Annotated in this window: 11 protein-coding genes; 5 read left to right on the top strand and 6 right to left on the bottom strand. The window is 69.5% G+C overall.

Annotated elements, in window-relative coordinates; genetic code table 11:
- Window positions 1-160 precede the first annotated feature (160 nt).
- From ASC93_RS13025 to ASC93_RS13015, 3 genes are all read right to left on the bottom strand, one after another.
- Complete coding sequence (locus ASC93_RS13025) at window positions 161-1,042, bottom strand: PEP-CTERM sorting domain-containing protein (RefSeq protein WP_056442347.1); 882 nt, start codon at window positions 1,040-1,042, stop codon at window positions 161-163.
- A 234-nt stretch (window positions 1,043-1,276) separates the two neighbouring features.
- Window positions 1,277-4,021 (bottom strand): beta-galactosidase GalB, encoded by a 2,745-nt coding sequence (gene galB, locus ASC93_RS13020; protein WP_229412706.1) that lies wholly within the window; start codon window positions 4,019-4,021, stop codon window positions 1,277-1,279.
- 138 nt (window positions 4,022-4,159) lie between these two features.
- Window positions 4,160-5,365 (bottom strand): MFS transporter, encoded by a 1,206-nt coding sequence (locus ASC93_RS13015; RefSeq protein WP_056442344.1) that lies wholly within the window; start codon window positions 5,363-5,365, stop codon window positions 4,160-4,162.
- Window positions 5,366-5,548: 183 nt separating this feature from the next.
- Here ASC93_RS13015 and ASC93_RS13010 point away from each other — a divergent pair, with 183 nt between their 5' ends.
- Together ASC93_RS13010 and ASC93_RS13005 are read left to right on the top strand one after the other, a co-directional pair.
- Window positions 5,549-8,317 carry a glycosyl hydrolase 115 family protein gene (locus tag ASC93_RS13010; RefSeq protein WP_056442341.1) on the top strand — a complete coding sequence of 923 codons (2,769 nt, stop codon included), beginning with the start codon at window positions 5,549-5,551 and terminating at the stop codon, window positions 8,315-8,317.
- Window positions 8,318-8,424: 107 nt separating this feature from the next.
- Window positions 8,425-9,315: an SDR family NAD(P)-dependent oxidoreductase gene (locus tag ASC93_RS13005; RefSeq protein ID WP_056442339.1), complete on the top strand. Its 891-nt coding sequence runs from the start codon at window positions 8,425-8,427 to the stop codon at window positions 9,313-9,315.
- Here ASC93_RS13005 and ASC93_RS13000 read toward each other — a convergent pair.
- The 3 genes from ASC93_RS13000 to ASC93_RS12990 all read right to left on the bottom strand — a co-directional run bounded on the left by ASC93_RS13000 (window position 9,304) and on the right by ASC93_RS12990 (window position 13,845).
- The gene (locus tag ASC93_RS13000) at window positions 9,304-11,790 is read right to left on the bottom strand and encodes an EAL domain-containing protein (protein WP_056442337.1); all 2,487 of its coding nucleotides are present in this window, start codon (window positions 11,788-11,790) and stop codon (window positions 9,304-9,306) included. The genes ASC93_RS13005 and ASC93_RS13000 overlap by 12 nt on opposite strands.
- 139 nt (window positions 11,791-11,929) lie before the next feature.
- Window positions 11,930-12,736, bottom strand: coding sequence for a LytTR family DNA-binding domain-containing protein (locus ASC93_RS12995; RefSeq protein ID WP_056442335.1), 807 nt, complete (start codon window positions 12,734-12,736; stop codon window positions 11,930-11,932).
- On the bottom strand, window positions 12,733-13,845 hold the full coding sequence (locus tag ASC93_RS12990; RefSeq protein ID WP_056442332.1) for a sensor histidine kinase: 1,113 nt from the start codon (window positions 13,843-13,845) through the stop codon (window positions 12,733-12,735). Before ASC93_RS12990 ends, ASC93_RS12995 begins: the two co-directional genes overlap by 4 nt.
- A 144-nt stretch (window positions 13,846-13,989) precedes the next feature.
- Between ASC93_RS12990 and ASC93_RS12985 the strand changes: the two genes are divergently transcribed.
- From ASC93_RS12985 to ASC93_RS12975, 3 genes are all read left to right on the top strand, one after another.
- On the top strand, window positions 13,990-14,946 hold the full coding sequence (locus tag ASC93_RS12985) for an MBL fold metallo-hydrolase (RefSeq protein WP_056442328.1): 957 nt from the start codon (window positions 13,990-13,992) through the stop codon (window positions 14,944-14,946).
- A gap of 368 nt (window positions 14,947-15,314) precedes the next feature.
- Window positions 15,315-17,660, top strand: coding sequence for a family 43 glycosylhydrolase (locus tag ASC93_RS32610; RefSeq protein ID WP_056442325.1), 2,346 nt, complete (start codon window positions 15,315-15,317; stop codon window positions 17,658-17,660).
- Window positions 17,661-17,674: 14 nt separating this feature from the next.
- On the top strand, window positions 17,675-18,229 hold a 555-nt coding region (locus ASC93_RS12975; RefSeq protein WP_162251872.1), incomplete at its 3' end, for a PEP-CTERM sorting domain-containing protein.

The following is an 18,229-nucleotide window of genomic DNA, read 5'->3' as shown; positions in this document are numbered from 1 at the left end:
CGTCGAAGGGTAGGCCGCGCNATCGTCACTCCTCATGAGTTAACTCGACGATGCGTATGACCTCTGCAACCGGAATCAGTTCACATACCTAACGCGAACACAGCCAAAAAAAACCGCGGTCGAAACCGCGGTTTTTCATGAGGCCGGTCTGGCAACCGGATCAGGCCTTCGGCGTACGGCGACGACGCTGTGCGCCGACCAGACCCAGCATACCCATGCCCAGCAGCATCATCGTGCCCGGTTCCGGCACGGCGTTCGTGAACGTGTTCGAGCCATCGACCTTGAACACGATGTCATTGGAGCCGGCGATATAGTCCGGGAACATGGCGCTGCCGCCCATGTGGAAGTTGGCGGTGTCCGAGTTGCCGGCCGGGTAGTTCAGGTTCGACTCGAAGTTCACGCCGAACAGCATTGCCGACACGCCCTCCAGATAGTTCGGGTCGATGAAGTCACCGGCCTCGGCTTTCAACGCGGTGATCTTGGTCGAGCCCTGGCCGCCCGCACCGGCGATGGTGAAGGTCGACTGGGTGTTGCCGGGAACGATGGTGAGCAGGGCGATCAGCTGGCCGTCGTCGAAACCGGTGCCGCCGGTGGTCGAGGCATTGGCGGCCGTGTCGTAGTAGATCGCGACCTTGTTGTCGGTCGAGGTGGGGTCGAGGCCGAACGTGGCGGTCGAGCCGGTCAGGCTCGTCACTTTCTCGTTCAGCTTGGCGACGATCGTGAATTCGAACGTCTTGCCGGAGCCTTTGGCACCGTTGGCGTTGAAGTCCAGACCGTTGAACAGGGACGTCGTGTCGCCGTCGACACTGGCCAGGTTCGACTGGTACAGGAACTGGAAGCTCTGGCCGACGGTCAGGGGGGCACCGAACGGGCCGACGCCTTTGGCGACGCCGCTACCGGTGGTGTTCCAGTCCAGGGTAGTAGAGTCCGATGCCAGGACGTTGGTGCCATCCTTCAGCGTGAACGCCTGTGCCGACGAAGCGGCGAAAGCGAAGCCGAGGGCGGCGGCAACCGGAATCAGTTTGCGGAACGATTTGATCATGTTAGCTCCAAGTCATCTGCTGGTTAAGGTATCGGGGGGATAGTCCAGCGCTTGTCTGCAAGCACGTCACCAAACGTGTGCAAGTCACGTGCCAGTGTTTTCCCATCCTTTTTAAATCAATGACTTGCGAAACAACCTTCGAAAAATTCCCGCTGTCCGCCGGTACTATGTAAAAAATATCGACAGAAGATTTTGCATTCTGGAAACCGTCCAGCCGCCGCCGCCCGTGCCTCGCTAGTCGGCCGCTGGCCGGCTGTGCAAGGTCACGACCGCCTCCTTGAGACCGGCGCCGCTCGCCCGCACCGTGATCGTGCCGCCCGCGCCGGCCTTTGTACGCACGATGCCCAGCAGCAAACCGTTGAACGCCGCGCGCTCCGGCGACTGGAACGATTCGAAGCTCGTCGGATCGCCGTTGTCGGTGGCGACGAGCTCCCCCGGTCCCTCGACGGTGAAGCGCACGCGGTCGTGCGCGCGCGGGGCCAGGCCGCCGTCCTTGTCGACGACGCGCACGGTGACGAACGCCAGGTCGCGCCCGTCGCTCGCGAGCGCGGTGCGGTCGGCCTGCGCCTGCAGGGCGGCCGGGGCGCCGGCCGTCTTCACCGTTTCGCGTGCCCATTCCTTGCCATCCTTGTAGGCGACGACCGTGATCTCGCCCGGCGCGTAGGTCACGTAGTCCCAGCGCAGGCGGTAGGCGTACGGCGCCTTCTTCTGGCGGCCCTGCGACTTGCCGTTGACGAACAGCTCGGCCTCGTCGCCCGACGTGAACACGTGCACGGGCGTCACCTGGCCGACGCGGTCCGGCCACGTCCAGTGCGGCAGCACGTGGACCATCGGCAGGTCGGGGCGCCAGCGCGACTGGTACAGGTAATAGCGGTCCTTCGGGAAGCCGGCCAGGTCGACGATGCCGGAGTAGGAGCTGCGCGCTTCGTAATACGGCGTCGGCTCGCCCAGGTAGTCGAAGCCGGTCCAGACGAATTCGCCGGCCGTGTACGGGTTCTGGTCGAGCGACGCGAACGCGCGGTCGGCCGACGCGCCGAAGTCCGATGCGAACAGTTCGTAGGCGCTGACCTGATGTGTGGCGGGATCGCCGCCGATGCCGGGGCGCACCGACGCGCTCAGCACGCCCGGCACCGGGAACTGGTATTCGCCGCGGCTGGACAGCGCCGACGCGCTCTCGCTGTGCAGGATCACCTTGTGTGGAAACGCGGCGCGGAACATCGGGAACTGGCCGGGCAGGGTGCGGATGCCCGTGCCCTGGTAGTTCAGCGAAATCACGTCGACGACGCCCGGCAGCGGCATGTCCGCCTTCGCGTAGTTCATCGCGCTGGTCGCCGGGCGCGTGGCGTCTTCCTCGTGCGCGATGGTCACGAGTTCGCGGCCGACCGCGGCGCCGTCCTCGCCCGTGTACTGCTCGCCCACCTCGTTCCCCACGCTCCACAGGATGATCGACGGGTGGTTGCGGTCGCGCCGGATCATGGCGCGCAGGTCCTGCTCGTGCCAGTCCGGGAAGATCAGGTGGAAGTCCAGCGGCGTCTTCTTGCGCCGCCACGAATCGAATACTTCGTCCATCACGAGGAAGCCCATGCGGTCCGCCAGGTCCAGCAATTGCGGGTCGGGCGGATTGTGGCTCATGCGCAGTGCGTTCGCGCCCATCGCGCGCATGATCTCCAGCTGGCGCTCGGCCGCGCGCACGTTGAACGCGGCGCCCAGCGCGCCGAGGTCATGGTGGTTGTTCACGCCGCGCAGCGGGATGTGTTCGCCGTTGACGACGACGCCGCGGTCCGGGTCGAAGCGCACGGTGCGGATGCCGAATGGCGTCTCGTAGCGGTCGACGACGCGGCCGTCCTGGCGCACGGTGGCGACGAGGGCGTAGCGCTGCGGCTTCTGCGTGGGCGGCGGGCCCCACAGGCGCGGGTGCGCGACCGTCGCCGACCCGCTGACGGTGCCGCTGGCGCCCGCGGCCACCGTCGTCGCCGGCGCCACGGCCGTCGCGACGGCCTTGCCGGCGATGTGTCCGCGCTCGTCGAGCGCATACAGTTCGGTCGTCACCGTCGCGCGCGCGGCTGCCGTGCCCTCGTTGTCGAGCGCGACCTGCCACGCGACGCGCGCGGCCTCCTTCGTCACCTCCGGCGTCGTCACCGTCACGCCCCACTGGCCCACGTGCACGGGCGCCGTCTTCGTCAGCCACACGTCGCGGTACAGGCCCGCGCCCGGATACCAGCGCGCCGATTCGGGCGGGTTGTCGAGGCGGATGGCCAGCTGGTTCACCGCGCCCGGCTGCAGCCACGGCGTCAGGTCGATGCGGAACGAGTTGTAGCCGTAGGGCCAGCCGCCCGCGAGGTGGCCGTTGACCCACACGCTCGCGTACGACATGGCGCCGCCCACGTCGAGGAAGATCTTCCTGCCGCGGTCGGCAAGCGGGATATCCAGCTTGCGCCGGTACCACGCCGGACCCCACGTCTTGAGGCGGCCCATGCCGCCGTACGGGCCGGTCGTGAGGAACGAGCCTTCGATGGCCCAGTCGTGCGGCAGGGTGACGGGGCGCCAGCCGCTGTCGTCGAACGCGGCACGGGCGAACGGGGCGTCGACGGCCGGTTCGGCCGCGGGGCGCGCGTGGCGGTGCGCCGGATCGCGGATGAACGCGTTGCCGCTCGGGAGAATCCACGGTTTCAGCACGGGCGTGGTCGCGCGCGCGACGCGCGCCGCTTCTTCGGGGATGGCGTCGGCCACCTTGCCGTCGGCGGACGCGGTGACGACCGGGCGCACGTCATAGAGATAGGGCGCGGAGCCGCCGGCCGGATCGCCCGGATGGAAGCGCCAGCCGTCGTCCAGCAGGATGTGCTGGCGCGGCGCCGGCTGGCCGGCCGCGGCCTGGGCGTGCGCGATGATGGGTGTGAAAGCGGGCAGCAGGGTTGCGGCCAGGGTGATGCCGAGCGTGGCGGCGAGCCGGCGTGCGGCCGTGTGACGCGTGTCTTGCACAGTCTCCTCCAGGAATGGCGGTTGCTTGATCGGCGCGGCGCCGCACGTCGGGACGTGCGGTTCGATTGTTATAACAGCCGGCCTTGTATTCAGATGGTAGCGCAACCATCGGCAGTGTATGAGCAAAGCCGGATCGCGTCAATGGAGGCGGCCGTCCCGCTCCGCGCGGCCGCGGACGACGATCAGGATCGCGGCGAGCACGCTGAATCCCGCGCCCGCATGAAAGGTCGCGGCCGCGCCGGCGCGCTCCCACAGCACGCCGGCAACGACGCTCGCCGCCAGCGTGGCGAGCCCGCCGACCAGGTTGAAGAAGCCGAACGCCGTGCCCTTCAGGTCGGGCGGCGCCGTCTGCGCCACCATCACCGCCAGCAGGCCCTGGGTCATCCCCATGTGCAGTCCCCACAGGCTTACCCCGAGCAGCACGGCCGGCCAGGCGCCGCTGTGGGCCAGCACCAGGTCCGCGCAGACGAGGAAACCGAGTCCGGCGACGAGCAGGCGCATATGGCTCATGGCGTCGGCCAGCTTGCCGAACGGGTAGGCGGACAGCGCGTAGACGACGTTCATCGCGACCATCAACAGCGGCACGAGCGCGGGCTCCATGCCGCCTTGCATGGCGCGCAGCACCAGGAACGCTTCGCTGAACCGCGCCAGCGTGAACACGGCACCGATGGCCACCACCCACCAGTAGCCGCCGGAGAGTCGGGCGAGGTTGTCGCGGCGGATCGGGTTGACGCCCCGCGACCTTCCCGCGTGCTCCGGCTCCCTGATGCCCAGCGCCAGCAGCAGCACGGCCATGGCTCCCGGGACCACGGCGATCCAGAAGATGCGCCGGTAGTCGCCGGCCCACAGGAACATCAGGCCGGCGGCGACCAGCGGACCGGCGAACGCGCCGACGGTGTCCAGCGCCTGCCGCAGGCCGAACGCGGCGCCCCGGGACGCTGGCGGCGCGATGTCGGCCACGAGCGCATCGCGGGGCGCGCCGCGGATCCCTTTGCCGATGCGGTCGGCGAAGCGCGCCGCGAGGACGAGCTGCGCCGACGTCGCGACCGCGAAGAACGGCTTGCTGGCCGCGCCCAGCGCGTAGCCGGCCACGGCCAGCCATTTCCGGTTGCCCAGGTAATCACTGAGGCTGCCCGAAAAAATCTTGACGACCTGCGCCGACGCTTCGGCGATCCCTTCGATCAGGCCGATGGCCGCCACGCTCGCGCCGAGGGTCGACACGAGGAACATCGGGAGCAGGCTGTGGACCATCTCGGAGGAGACGTCCATCAGCATGCTCACGCAGCCGAGCACCCAGATGGGGCGCGGAATCCGGCGCAGCGTGGAAAACCGTCGATGTGCCATGCTGGTCCAGCCTTTCTCGCATCCCGGCAGCGGCTGCCGGTGGACGCATGCTAACCCGCCGGGTGCGCGGCCGGCGCGCGTGATCCGCCGCGCGGATCAACTTCGTGATCGTTTCGGCGACCGCTTGCATTCCATGGCGCCGGCACACTACTATTTCAGTCCGTACGCCGATCCGATCCGCCCATGCTCCTGCGCCGCCTTCCTCTCGTCCTGTCGCTCGCGGCCGGCCTCGCCCACGCCCAGCCGTTCGAACTGGCCGCGCCCGGCCAGGCACCCGTCATCGTCCACGACGCCCAGGCCACGATGCGGCTTGCGGCCGGCATGCTGAAACGCGACCTCGAACGCGTGAGCGGACAGGCCGCGGCGGACGCCACCCGGCTCGACGACTGCCCGCGCCGGTGCATCGTCGTGGGCACGGCCGATTCGCCGCTCGTGCGCGCCGCCGCGCGGGCGCTGGGCGCGGACCTCGGTCCGCTGGCCGGGCAGTCCGAGCGCTACCTGCGCGTGGCGGGTGAAGCGGACGGCCGCGCGATCCTGCTCGTCGCCGGCGCGGACCGGCGCGGGGCGGTGTACGGCGTCGTCGACCTGTCGCGCGCGCTGGGCGTGTCGGCCTGGGAATGGTGGGCCGACGTCGCGCCGGCGCACGTGGATCGTCCGGTCGTCGACGGCGCGCCGCGCCTGTCGGCCGCGCCGTCGGTGGCTTACCGCGGCATCTTCATCAACGACGAGGACTGGGGCCTGCAGCCGTGGGCCGCCAGGACGTTCGACCCGGCCGGCGACATCGGCCCCACCACGTATGCCCGCGTGTTCGAACTGCTGTGGCGCCTGAAGGCCAACCTGATCTGGCCCGCCATGCACCCGTCGACGAAGGCGTTCTATTCGATCCCCGGCAATGCGCAGGTGGCGGACGATTACGCGATTGCCGTCGGCACGTCGCATGCGGAGCCGATGATGCGCAATAACGTCGGCGAGTGGAAGAAGGAGTTCGGGCCGTTCGACTGGTTCACGAACCGCGACCGCCTGGTCGATTACTGGCGCACGCGCATCGAGGCCGTGAAAGGCATGGACACGGTGACGTCGCTGGGCCTGCGCGGCGTCCACGATTCGGCGATGGAAGGCGCGGCGACCCCGGAACAGGCGCGCGACGCGCTGCAGGACGTGTTCCGTGTCCAGCGTGCCTTGCTGAGCCGCGCGCACGGCGAACCGGCGGCGCGCATCCCGCAAGCCTTCACGATGTACAAGGAGGTGCTGGACTACTGGAACCTCGGCCTGGCCGTGCCCGACGACGTGACGCTCGTCTGGCCGGACGATAACTACGGCTACCTCGCGCAGCTGGGCACCGACAGGGAACGCCGCCGGCCGGGCGGGGCGGGCATCTATTACCACGTGTCGTACTGGGGCCGGCCGCACGACTACCTGTGGCTGGGCACGACGCATCCGGCGCTGATCCGCGACCAACTGCAGCGGGCCTGGGCGACGGACGCGCGCCGGCTGTGGGTGCTGAACGTCGGCGACATCAAGCCCGCGGAATACCTCGTCCAGTACTTCCTCGATGCCGCGTTCGACGCGGACGTGTTGCAGCAGGACCCCGCGCGCCACCTGGACGCCTGGGCCGCCGCCCAGTTCGGGCCTGCGCTCGGGAACGAAGCGGCGGCCATCCTGCGCGAGTACTACCGCCTCGCGTGGGAGCGCCGTCCCGAATTCATGGGCTGGAGCCAGACGGAGCCCACGCGGCCGGTGCGCACGACGGCCTATGTGCGCACGGGCGGCGACGAAGCGGAGCGCCGCCTCGCCGACTATGGCGCGCTGGCGGCCCGCGCCGAAGGGCTGGCCGCGCGCATGCCGGCGCCGCTGCGCGACGCCTACTTCGAACTGGTGCTGTATCCGGTACGCTCGGCCGCGAACCTGAACACGCGCATCCTGAAACTGGACCTCGCGGCCGAATACGCGCGCCAGCAGCGCCCCGCCGCCAACCTGTACGTGCGCCAGGCACGCGCGGCGCAGGCGGCGCTCGGCGCCGACGCGGCCGCATACAACGCGATCCACGGCGGCAAGTGGGCGGGCATCATGGACATCGCGCCGCGCCGCCTGCCGGTGTTCGCGGAACCCGAGTACCCGACGTGGAGCGATTCGAGCCGGCGCGGCTGCGGGATCGTCTATCCGGCGCCGTTCGCCGCCGACGGCGACCGACTGCTGCTGCGCCAGGGACAGCCGGCGACGCGCACCGTGACGCTGGTGAGCTATGGCGGCCGGGATGCGCGCTGGTCGGTCCGCGCGGGCGCCCGCGCCGTGCGCGCGGACGCGGACGGCGGCATGCTCGACGCGGCCAACGGCCACGAGCAGCGCATCGCCTTGCACTACGACGGCGGCGCGGCCCCGGCGCTGTCCCTGCGATGCGGCGACGAGACCGTCGTCGTAAATCTGAAGACGGAAGGGACCGCGGTGCCGGGCGTGCCCGGCGAGCGCGGACGGATCGTCGTGCTGCGCGCCGGCGCGGCCGGCCCCACGCGCGACTGGAGCCTGTTGCCGGGCCTCGGTACGTCCGGCCTGGCGATGCGTGCCCGTCTCGACCTGCCGTCGCGCGCGCCGACCGATCTCGCCGCCAGCGCGCCGCTGGCCTACCGCTTCGCGACCACCAGCGACGGCGATGCGACGCTGCGCCTCGTGGCCGTCCCGGAACATCCGCTGACGGCGGGCAACCGGGTGCGTTTCGCCGTCAGCCTGGATGGCGGCGCGCCGAAGGTGGTCGACACGACGACGTCCGGGCGCAGCGAGGAATGGAAGGAAGACGTCCTGTCGAACATGGCCGTGCGCACGTGGCGCGCGGGACGCCTGAAGCCCGGCATGCATACCTTGACCGTGCACGCGCTCGACCCGGGCGTGGTGCTCGACAGGATCGACGTGGTGCTGGACGGCGCCCCCGATTACTACGGCATGCCGCCCGCCGATTGAATGATGCTCAGAATTTTAGGCAAGACTTTCGGAATATCGCCCATGGAACGATACCCTTCCAGCATCTAGAATCTTCCTTTGCCGTACCTGTGAAGCGAGGAGGAACGATGTCCGATACGAAGCAACCCGTCTGGTTCATCGCCGACGCCACGACCGGCCTGGCGGCCGCGCTGGCCGAGGCCGTGCTGGCGTCCGGCCACCATGCCGTGCTCGCGGCGCGGCTGCCCTCGCAGCTGCACGCGCTCGTCGCGCGCCACCCGGAGCAGGCGCTCGCGCTGGCGCTGGACGTGACCGACACCGCCGCCGTCGACATGGCCATCGCCGCCGCCGAGCGCCGCTTCGGCCGCATCGACGTGCTGGCGACCAGCGCCGCCCAGCGCTATCCGGGCGCGATCGAGGAGGGCGAGGAGGGCGCCATGCGCGCGCTGTTCGACGAGAACGTGTTCGGCCCGATCAACCTGGCGCGGCGGGTCCTGCCGGCGATGCGCGCGCGCCGCGCCGGCCACGTCGTGATGCTCACCTGCGCCTCGGTGCAGGCGCCCGCGTTCGAGGGCTTCGGCCATGCCGCGCGCTCGGCGCTGGAAGCGCTGGCGGAAGCCTTGTTCTATGAAGTCGAGCCGCTCGGCATCGGCGTGACGCTGGTCGATCCGGGCAGCGGCGACGACGCCGGCGCGACCGCGCCGCGGGCCGCCGGCATCGCCGACTACGACGGCCTCGCCGGCCGCGCAGCGCGCGCCAGCGCCGCCGTGCCGGTGGACGCGGCCCGCGCCGCCCAGGCCATCATGCAGGCCGTCGCCGCCGGCCGCGGTCCGCTGCGCCTCGTGCTGGGCCGGGCGGCGCTGCAGCGCGCCTACGACCGCCTGCGCGTGCTGAAGGTGGGCTTCGACGCGTGGGCCGACCTGGCCGCGTCGGCCGACGTGCCGGCGCCCGGCCGCGCGGTCCATCCGCCGCCGGGCCACGGCGGCCGGCCGCGGCGCGGGGTGCGCTCACGAGCCTGATGCGCGCAGCAGGGCCGGCACGGCCGCCGCCTCCATCGGCCGCGCGAACAGGAAGCCCTGGAATTCGTCGCAGCCGAGCGTGCGCAGGATCTCCAGCTGGGATTCGGTCTCCACGCCTTCGGCCACGATGCGCATCTGCAGGCCGTGGCCCAGCGCGACGACCGAGCGCACGATCGCCGCGCTGTCGGCGTCGCGCCCGAGGTCGCGCACGAAGGCGCGGTCGATTTTCAGGCGCTGCACGGGGAAGCGTTTCAGGTAGGCGAGGCTCGAATACCCGGTGCCGAAATCGTCGATCGACAGCTCCACGCCCAGTTCGCGGATGCCGCCCAGCAGGCGCTCGACGACGTCCACGCGGCTCATCGCGATGCTTTCCGTGATTTCCAGTTCGAGGGCGTCGGGCGTGAGGTCGGCGTCGGCCAGCGCCTGGCCGAGCACCTGCAGCAGGTCCTTCTGGTAGAACTGGCGGATCGACAGGTTGACGGCGATGCGGGTCGCGATGCCGTGTTCGCGCGCCCAGCGGCTGGCCTGCGCGCACGCGGTGCGCAGCACCCACGTCCCGATCGGCACGATGAGCCCCGTCTGTTCCGCGATGGGGATGAAGCGCGCGGGCGACACCGCGCCGAGCACCGGGTTGTTCCAGCGCAGCAGGACCTCGAACCCCGTCACGCGGCCCGTCGCGATGTCGACCTTGGGCTGGTAATGCGGCGTCAGCTCGTTGCGTTCCAGCGCATGCCGCAACTGCTCCTCGATGGTGAGGCGCTCGTTCAGCTGGATGTGCGTGGACTCCGAATGGAAGTGCACCGGCTCGCCCGACTCGCTGCGCGCGCGGTGCTTGGCGATATCGGCCAGGCGCATCAATTCGTTGGCCGAGCCGGCGTCCTGCGGATACAGGGCGATGCCGATCACGGGCGCCAGGTGGAACTCGCGCCCGCCCACGTGGAAGGGCTCCGACAACATGGTGTACAGCTCGAGCGCGACGGCGTCGGCCGGGCGGTGCGCCGGTCCGGCCGGCAGGACCAGGCCGAACTCGTTGGCCTTGACGCGCGCGACGCACAGCGGCGCCGGGGCGAGCGTGGCGAGGCGCGCGGCCACTTCGCGCACGGCGTCGTCGCCGGCTTCGTGGCCCAGCAGGTCGGCCACTTCCTGCTGGCGTTCGAGTGCGATCAGCAGCAGCACGACCTGTTCGCCCCGCGCGGCGGCGGCCTGCAGCGCGTCCCCCAGCACGCGGCGCAGGCGGTTCAGGTTCGGCAGGCCGGTGAGCGGATCGTGGTCGGCCAGGTACGCAAGGCGCAGCTCGACCTGCTTGCGTTCCGTGATGTCGGTGAGGCTGTTGACGATCTGGACGGCGTCGCCCTCGCTCGTCAGGCGCGCGGCCAGCTGGATCGTGGTGCGGGTGGCGCTGGCGCCGTCGCGGATCTCCGCTTCGAGCGCGTGCACGCCGTCCGCGGCGCTGCCCGCGTACAGGCGTTCGCGCGCGAGCGCGCCGGCCGGGTCGAGCACCTCCGCTTCGGGGCGCCCCGTCACCGCGTCTTCGCCGCGGCCGGTGAATTGCAGGAAGGCGCGGTTGAACAGGACCACGCGCCGCTCGGCGTCGAGCACCCACAGCGGCGTGGCGAGCGAGTCGAGGATCGACTTCAGGTAGCGGAAGCTGTGCGCGAGGCGGCTCTCGCTGGCCTGCAGGCGGGCGATCAGCGCGGCCTGGCGCGCCGTTTCGCGGCTCGTGCGCCACGCCAGGACCCCGAGCGTCGCCGACAGCAGGCCCCAGGCGACGATCGCGACCCACAGCCAGCCGCGCCACACGGCCAGCGTGTCGGACAGGTCGCGCCCCGTGACGATCACGAGCGGATACCCGGCCACGGCGCTGTAGCCGTACAGGCGGCGCACGCCGTCGATCGGGCTCGTCGCCTCGAACGCGCCGACCGATGCGCGCGGCAGGTATTTCTGGAACAGCGGCGTGTGGATGAAGGAATGGCCGATCATGTGCGGCAGCGTCGGGCTGCGCACGAGCATCGTGCCGTCGCGCGCATGCAAGGTCACGGAACCGCCGCGGCCCAGGTCGGCCGGGTCGAAGATGCGCTGGAAGTAGGCGACGTCCGTCTCGATGACGGCCCTGCCGGCGGGCAGGTTGCGCGCCAGCGTGATCGTGGCCGGCCCGCCGCCCGGCCTGGGCAGGGCGATGCCGATGCGCGGCGCGGCGCCCGGCGCCGGCGGGGGCGACGCGTCCGGCCCGAGGCGGCGGACCCGCGCGGGAATGTCCTCGAACGCGCCGCCGGGCATCGCGGCGGCCGTGCCGTCCGGCGGCGTGCGTTCCGTGGCGCGCGCCAGCGCCAGGTCGAGCGCGAGGGTGGCGTAGTGGGTCTGGGCGGCGAAGGCTTCCGCGAGGTTGCGCAGATTCGTCTGTTCGCGCGCGATGGTGTCGTGGTAGCTCGATACGAGCAGGCCGGCGAGCGTCAGCGTGATCGTGACGATCACCATGGCGGCGGCCGCGAGCGGTCGCAGGTTGCGGTGCCTGTCTGGCGGCGGGGCGGGAGTTGGAATGGGCACGTTCGTCATTACGCTGGTGGACGAGCCCGAGTATAAACCCGCCGGCCGCCGCCTCGGGCATCCGCCGGGGTCACATTTGCCGGAAGAGGTGCGCCAACAACGGACTGACGCGCAGCGTGTCCGCGCGGTCGCGCAAGTGCAGGGTCAGTTTGCCGGCCTCGTCGCGGCTCGCGCTCGTCACGTGCCGCAGATTGACGATGGCGCCGCGGCTGATCTGGCGGAACTGGTCCGGGTCGAGCTGGGGCAGCAGGTCCTTGAGGCTCTGGCGGATCAGTGCGTCGCCGCCGGCGCTCGCCACGTTGACGTATTTGTCGAGCGCCTGGAAGTACGCGACGTCCTGCACGGGGATCATGCGGACGATGCTGCCGACGGCCGCGCGGATGACGGTCAGGCGCTCGGCGGGCGCGCCGGCGTCCGGCAGCAGGGCGCGCATCTGCTCGACCAGCCGGGCCAGGCCGTCGTCGGCGGCCGCCGCCGGCGCGGGCGCCATCCTGGCCTTGAGGCGTTCGACGGTGCGGGCGAGGCGCGCGTCGCTCACCGGCTTCATCACATAGTCGACGGCGGCCTGCTCGAACGCCTGCACGGCATAGTCGTCGTAGGCCGTCACGAACACGACCTGCGGGAACGGACGCGCGCCCTCCCAGCGCTCGGCCAGTTCCTGCGCCGCTTCCAGGCCGCTCTGGCCCGGCATCTTGATGTCCAGGAACAGGATGTCGGGCTGCAGTTCAAGCGCCTGCTGGACGGCGGCGACGCCGTTCGGCGCCGTGGCGGCGATGTCGAGCTCGGGCCACAGGCGGCGCAGGGTGGCGGCGAGCGCGGCGGCGAGGATCGGTTCGTCCTCGGCGATGAGGGCGCGCAGTGGTACGGACGGATTCATGCGGTCTCCAGGGGAAGGGTCAGGCGGGCCAGCACGCCGTGCGGCTGGGCGGGAAGCAGGGTCAATGCGGCGCGCGCGCCGTACAGCACGTGCAGGCGTTCGCGGGTCGTGGTCACGCCGACGCCGCTGCCTTTGGCGGCCGTCTGCGTGTCGTCGAGGCCCAGGCCCGTGTCGCTGACGCAGATGTCGAGCAGGCCGGCGCGCACGCTCGCCTCCACTGTCACGGTGCCGCCTTCGATCTTGGGTTCCAGGCCGTGGATGATGGCGTTTTCCACGAGCGGCTGCAGCAGCATGGCGGGCAGCCGCGCGCCGCGCAGGTCGTCCGGCAGGACGCAGCGATAGGACAGGCGCGCGCCCATGCGCACGGCCATCAGGCCGAGATAGGCTTCGGCCGCCGCGAATTCCTGCCCCAGGCTCGTGGTCTCGGCACGGGTGGCGGACAAGGTGGCGCGCAGGTACTGGATCAGGTGGTCCAGCATCCGGCTCGCCTGCTGCGGGTCGATGGCGATCAGGCCCTGCAGGTTGGCGAGCGTGTTGAACAGCATGTGCGGTTCGATCTGCGCTTGCAGCAACCGCAACTGGGCCTGCAGGACCTGGCGCTCGACCGTCTCGGCGCGCACCCTGGCCTCCGTGCCTTCCTGCTTGATGCGCTCGACCCGTTCGCGGTTCAGGATCAGGAGGGCCATCGCGCAGATGGCCAGCAGGGTGAGTCCGATCATGCCTTTCTGGCCATGGTCGTTCGGGTAGTCGGACAGGTCGGGCAGCGGGCGGCCGAGCAGCAGGCTGCCCAGCGAGATGCCGCAGTAGTGGGCGACGGGCGCCAGCGCGACGAGCACCACGATGCAGGGCACCAGCCAGCGGCGGCGCCGGGCCGGATCGTCGAGGAGGGCGAAGCGCATGCCGTCGATGAAGACCAGCGCGATGAGGCCGACGCAGATCGAGTAGACCATCTGGTCGTACAGTTCCCGCGTCCTGCCGGTGACGAGCGTGATCAGGACGGCGACCAGCGTGCAGACGATGACGGATACGCCGGCGTCGTCGGCGATGCGGCGAAGCAGCGGCCGGCAGGTGCCCGGCGCGGGCTGGAAGAAGCGGGTGAGGGTGGTCATGGTTGGCCTGTCTGCTGACGCTGTACGATTGCCCGCATTGTGCCGCCGCTGTCGGGCGCGGGCAAGCCGGCTGCGACGAAACCGCTGTGGCGGCGACCGAAACGGGGCATAATCGGCCCGAACCCGTTTCCGACCCCACGCGACATGGAATTCCAGTTCCTCGGCACCTCGTCCGGCACGCCGAGCAAGACCCGCAACGTGACCGGCCTGGCGCTGCGCGGCCCGGGCGGCGGGTGGTCGCTCGTCGATTGCGGCGAGGGCACGCAGCACCGCATCCTGCACACGACCTTGTCGCTGCACGACCTGCGCGCCGTCTTCGTGACCCACCTGCACGGCGACCACTGCTACGGCCTGCCCGGCCTGCTGGCCAGCGCCGGCATGCAGAACCGCACGGCCCCGCTGACCCTCGTCGGCCCGCCGCCGTTGTGGACGTTCATCGAAGGCGTGATGGCGACGACCGGACTGGGGCTGCCGTATCCGCTGGCATTCGTTCCCGTCGCCGATCTCGCCGCGCGTACCGTCCTGCCCGACCTGGCCGTCGACGCGATCGCCCTGTCGCACCGCATGCCGTCGTACGCCTTCCGCTTCACGGAGCGCGCGGTGGAACGCAAGCTGGATACGGTCCGTTTGCGCGCGGCCGGCATCGCGCCGGGCCCCGCGTGGGGCGAGCTGCAGCGCGGCCTGGATGCCGTGCTGGACGACGGCCGCGTGCTGCGCGCGCATGAGTGGCTGCTCGCGCTGCGCAAGGCGCGCACGATCGTCGTCGGCGGCGACAACGACGATCCGGACCTGTTGCTGGAGGCGGCGCGCACGGCCGACGTGCTGGTGCACGAGGCCACGTACACGGAAGAGGTGTTGCGCAAGGTGGGGCCGGGGCCGATGCACAGCTCCGCGTTGCGGGTGGCGCGCATGGCCGCGCGTGCCGGCGTGCCGAACCTGGTGCTGACGCATTTCAGTCCGCGTTACCAGGACGGCGACGGGCCGTTGTCGATGGCGGCGCTGGAGGCGGAGGCGCGCGGCATGTATGGCGGACAGCTGTTCCTGGCGCGCGATTTCGACCGCTACGTGCTGGAACGCAGCGGTCTGCTGCGGGCCGGTTGATCGATCGGCGCAGGCACGCCGCCGAACGGCATCGTCACCGGCGTCGGGATTCGTTCTGAAAATATTTTTTGTAACACGCAAAAATATCCGCGATATCTTTTTTGCCCTGTTAATCGATTGGATCCTGAAAAAAGTTATCGCGGATTCCCTCATCGATATCCATATTTTTTATTTGCGAGGCGAAATCAAAGTTTTTGGAATCGCATCTATTTCCGTACTGAAATCTGTAAATTTTCCGGTCGAATCAGTCACTTAGCGACGTGCGGCACCCGGTTGCAAAGCATTTGAAAATGCCGCATTCTCCGCTCCAGATATGGACGAGAGGGCCCCGTATCGCCGAATACATAATTACTACGACGGAGACTACAGTGAAAAACCTATTATCCCTGGCGGGATTGGGGGCGGTAATCGCTTCCTGCTTCATTACCGCCAATGCCGGCGCCCAGGCCGGCGCGACCTTGCCCACCTTCCAGAACGCGTCCGTGCACGATCCTTCCGTGATCAAGGTCGGCGACACGTTCTACGTGTTCGGCTCGCACCTGGCGTCGGCCAAGTCGAAGGACCTCATGAAGTGGACGCAGATGACGGACAGCGTCAGCGCCACCAATCCGCTGTTCCTGAACGGTTCGAAGAACGTCTACACGGAGCTGGCCGAGACGTTCGCGTGGGCGAACTCCTCGACCCTGTGGGCGCCCGACGTGCGCCAGCTCGCGGACGGCAAGTACTACATGTATTACGACGCCTGCGAGGGCGACGCGCCCCGGTCCGCGCTGGGCGTGGCCGTCGCGAACAGCGTCGAGGGACCGTACGTCAACAAGGGCGTGATCCTCAAGTCCGGCATGTGGGGACAGGCGAGCTACGACGGCACGATCTACGACGCGCTGAAGCATCCGAACACGGTCGATCCGAACGTCTTCTTCGACAACGCGGGCAAGCTGTGGATGATCTACGGCTCGTACTCGGGCGGCATCTTCATCATGCAGATGAATCCCGCCACGGGCATGCCTTACCCGAACCAGGGCTACGGCAAGCGCCTCACGGGCGGCAACCACGCGCGCATCGAAGGCGCGTACGTGATGTACAGCCCGGCCACGTCGTACTACTACATGTTCACGTCGTTCGGCGGCCTCGATGCGAACGGCGGCTACAACATGCGGATCTCGCGCTCGACGAATCCGGACGGCCCGTACTTCGACGCCCAGGGCAACAACATGGCCAACGTGAAGGCCGATCCGGCCAAGCCGCTGTTCGACGACGCGTCCATTGCGCCGTACGGCGTCAAGCTGATGGGTAACTTCCTGTTCGAGCGCAAGCTGGGCGAGGCGGGCACCGGCATCGGCACGGGCTATGTCTCGCCGGGCCACAACTCGGCGTGGTACGACCCGGCGACCGGCAAGCACTTCCTGATCTTCCACACGCGCTTCCCGGAACGGGGCGAGCAGCATGAGGTGCGCGTGCACCAGATGTTCATGAACGCGGACGGCTGGCCCGTCGTGGCGCCGTACCGCTACGCCAACGAGACGCAGCCCGCCTTCCTGCGTCCCGAATTCGTGTTCGGCGACTACCTGTACGTCAACCACGGCAAGGACATCACGGCCACGATCAAGAAGTCGCAGCTGATCACGCTGAACGCCAACGGCAGCATCACCGGCGCCGTGACGGGCACGTGGCGCAGGCCGGGCGGCAACCAGATCGAGATCAGCCTGCCCGGCGCCTCGACGTACAAGGGCGTGCTGCTGACGGAATGGGACGAAACGTCGAAGTCGTACGTGACGACGTTCACCGCGTCGGCGCGCGAAGGCATCGCCATCTTCGGCAGCCGCCTGATTCCGCGTACCGACAGGCAGGTCGCGACCGCCATCTACAATGAGCTGAGCCTCGGCGCCACGACGGCCGTCACCGGCAACCTCACGCTGCCGACGACGGCCGCGCGCAACGCCGTCATCAGCTGGACGTCGTCGAATCCGGCCGTCGTCAGCAACACCGGCATCGTGACGACGCCGGCGACCGGCGCGATCAACGTCACGCTCACGGCGCGGATCACGAAGGGGACGGCCACGCTGACGAAGACCTTCACCGTCACCGTGCGCAAGCTGGGCGGCCTCGTGGCGTACTACGCGTTCGACGGCAACCTGGCCGATTCGAACGGCGCGTTCGCGCCCGGCAGCGTCAGCGGCAACAGGATCGACGTGGCGGGCGGCAGCCTGGCGTTCGCCGCGGGCGTGCGCGGCAGCGCGGCCGTGTTCGACGGCGCCACCGGCGTGCGCCTGCCGAACGGCCTGATCTCGTCGAACGCGTACACCGTGTCGATGTGGCTGAAACCCGCGCAGCTGACGGCGTTCACGACGACGTTCTTCGGCGCGCGCACGACGGATTCGTGGGTCAGCTTCCTGCCCATGGGCCATGCCGGCGTCGGCGGCGCGACGATGCTGTGGTCGGGATCGAACTGGTATGACGCGGGCCTGGGCATGAACATCCCCGTGAACCAGTGGTCGCACGTGGCCTTCACGGTCAACAACGGCGCCGTCAACGTGTATGTCAATGGCGTGAAGCGCTTCTCCGGCACGGGCTTTCCGAACGTGTTCACGACGACGACCGGCACGTTCGCGCTCGGCGTGAACTACTGGGATACGCCGTACAAGGGCTCGATGGACGAGCTGCGCATCTATAACGCGGCCCTCAGCGACGCCGAAGTCGCCGGCCTGGCACACTGATGAAGGGAATGACCATGAAGAAGACCATCATCGGCCTGCTGGCGCTCGTTGCCTGCACGCTGGCCCACGCGGGCGTCGTCCATTTCGACGACCTGTCCGGCGACGAGACCCTGCCGATCACCGCCGGCTACGCGGGGTTCGACTGGGACAATATGGGGACGATCCGCGCCGACGCCTATCCCGGCAGCGGCTTCGAGGCGGGCGCCGTGTCGCCGATGAACGCGGCGTTCAACTGGTACGGCGGCACGGCCACGATCTCGACGGCCGACGGCAATGCGTTCGCCTATGCCGGCGCGTATTTCACGTCGGCGTGGGCGGACCAGGAGATCTCGTTCGAAGGCTGGCGCAACGGCCTGCAGCTGTTCTCGTCCGCTGCGTACACGCTGGACACCGCGACGCCGCGCTGGATCCAGCTCGACTGGTCCGGCATCGATACGCTGGTCATCTACAACAACGGTCCGACGCAGTGGGCGATGGATGAGTTCACGGTGCCGGAACCGGGGTCGCTGGCGCTGATGGGCGTGTCGTTGGCGGGACTGATGGCGGCGCGGCGCCGCAAGCGTTCCGCA

The sequence above is a fragment of the Massilia sp. Root335 genome (assembly GCF_001425685.1).
Lineage (GTDB): Bacteria > Pseudomonadota > Gammaproteobacteria > Burkholderiales > Burkholderiaceae_D > Telluria > Telluria luteola.
This window is presented reverse-complemented; position numbering and strand designations above follow the sequence as displayed.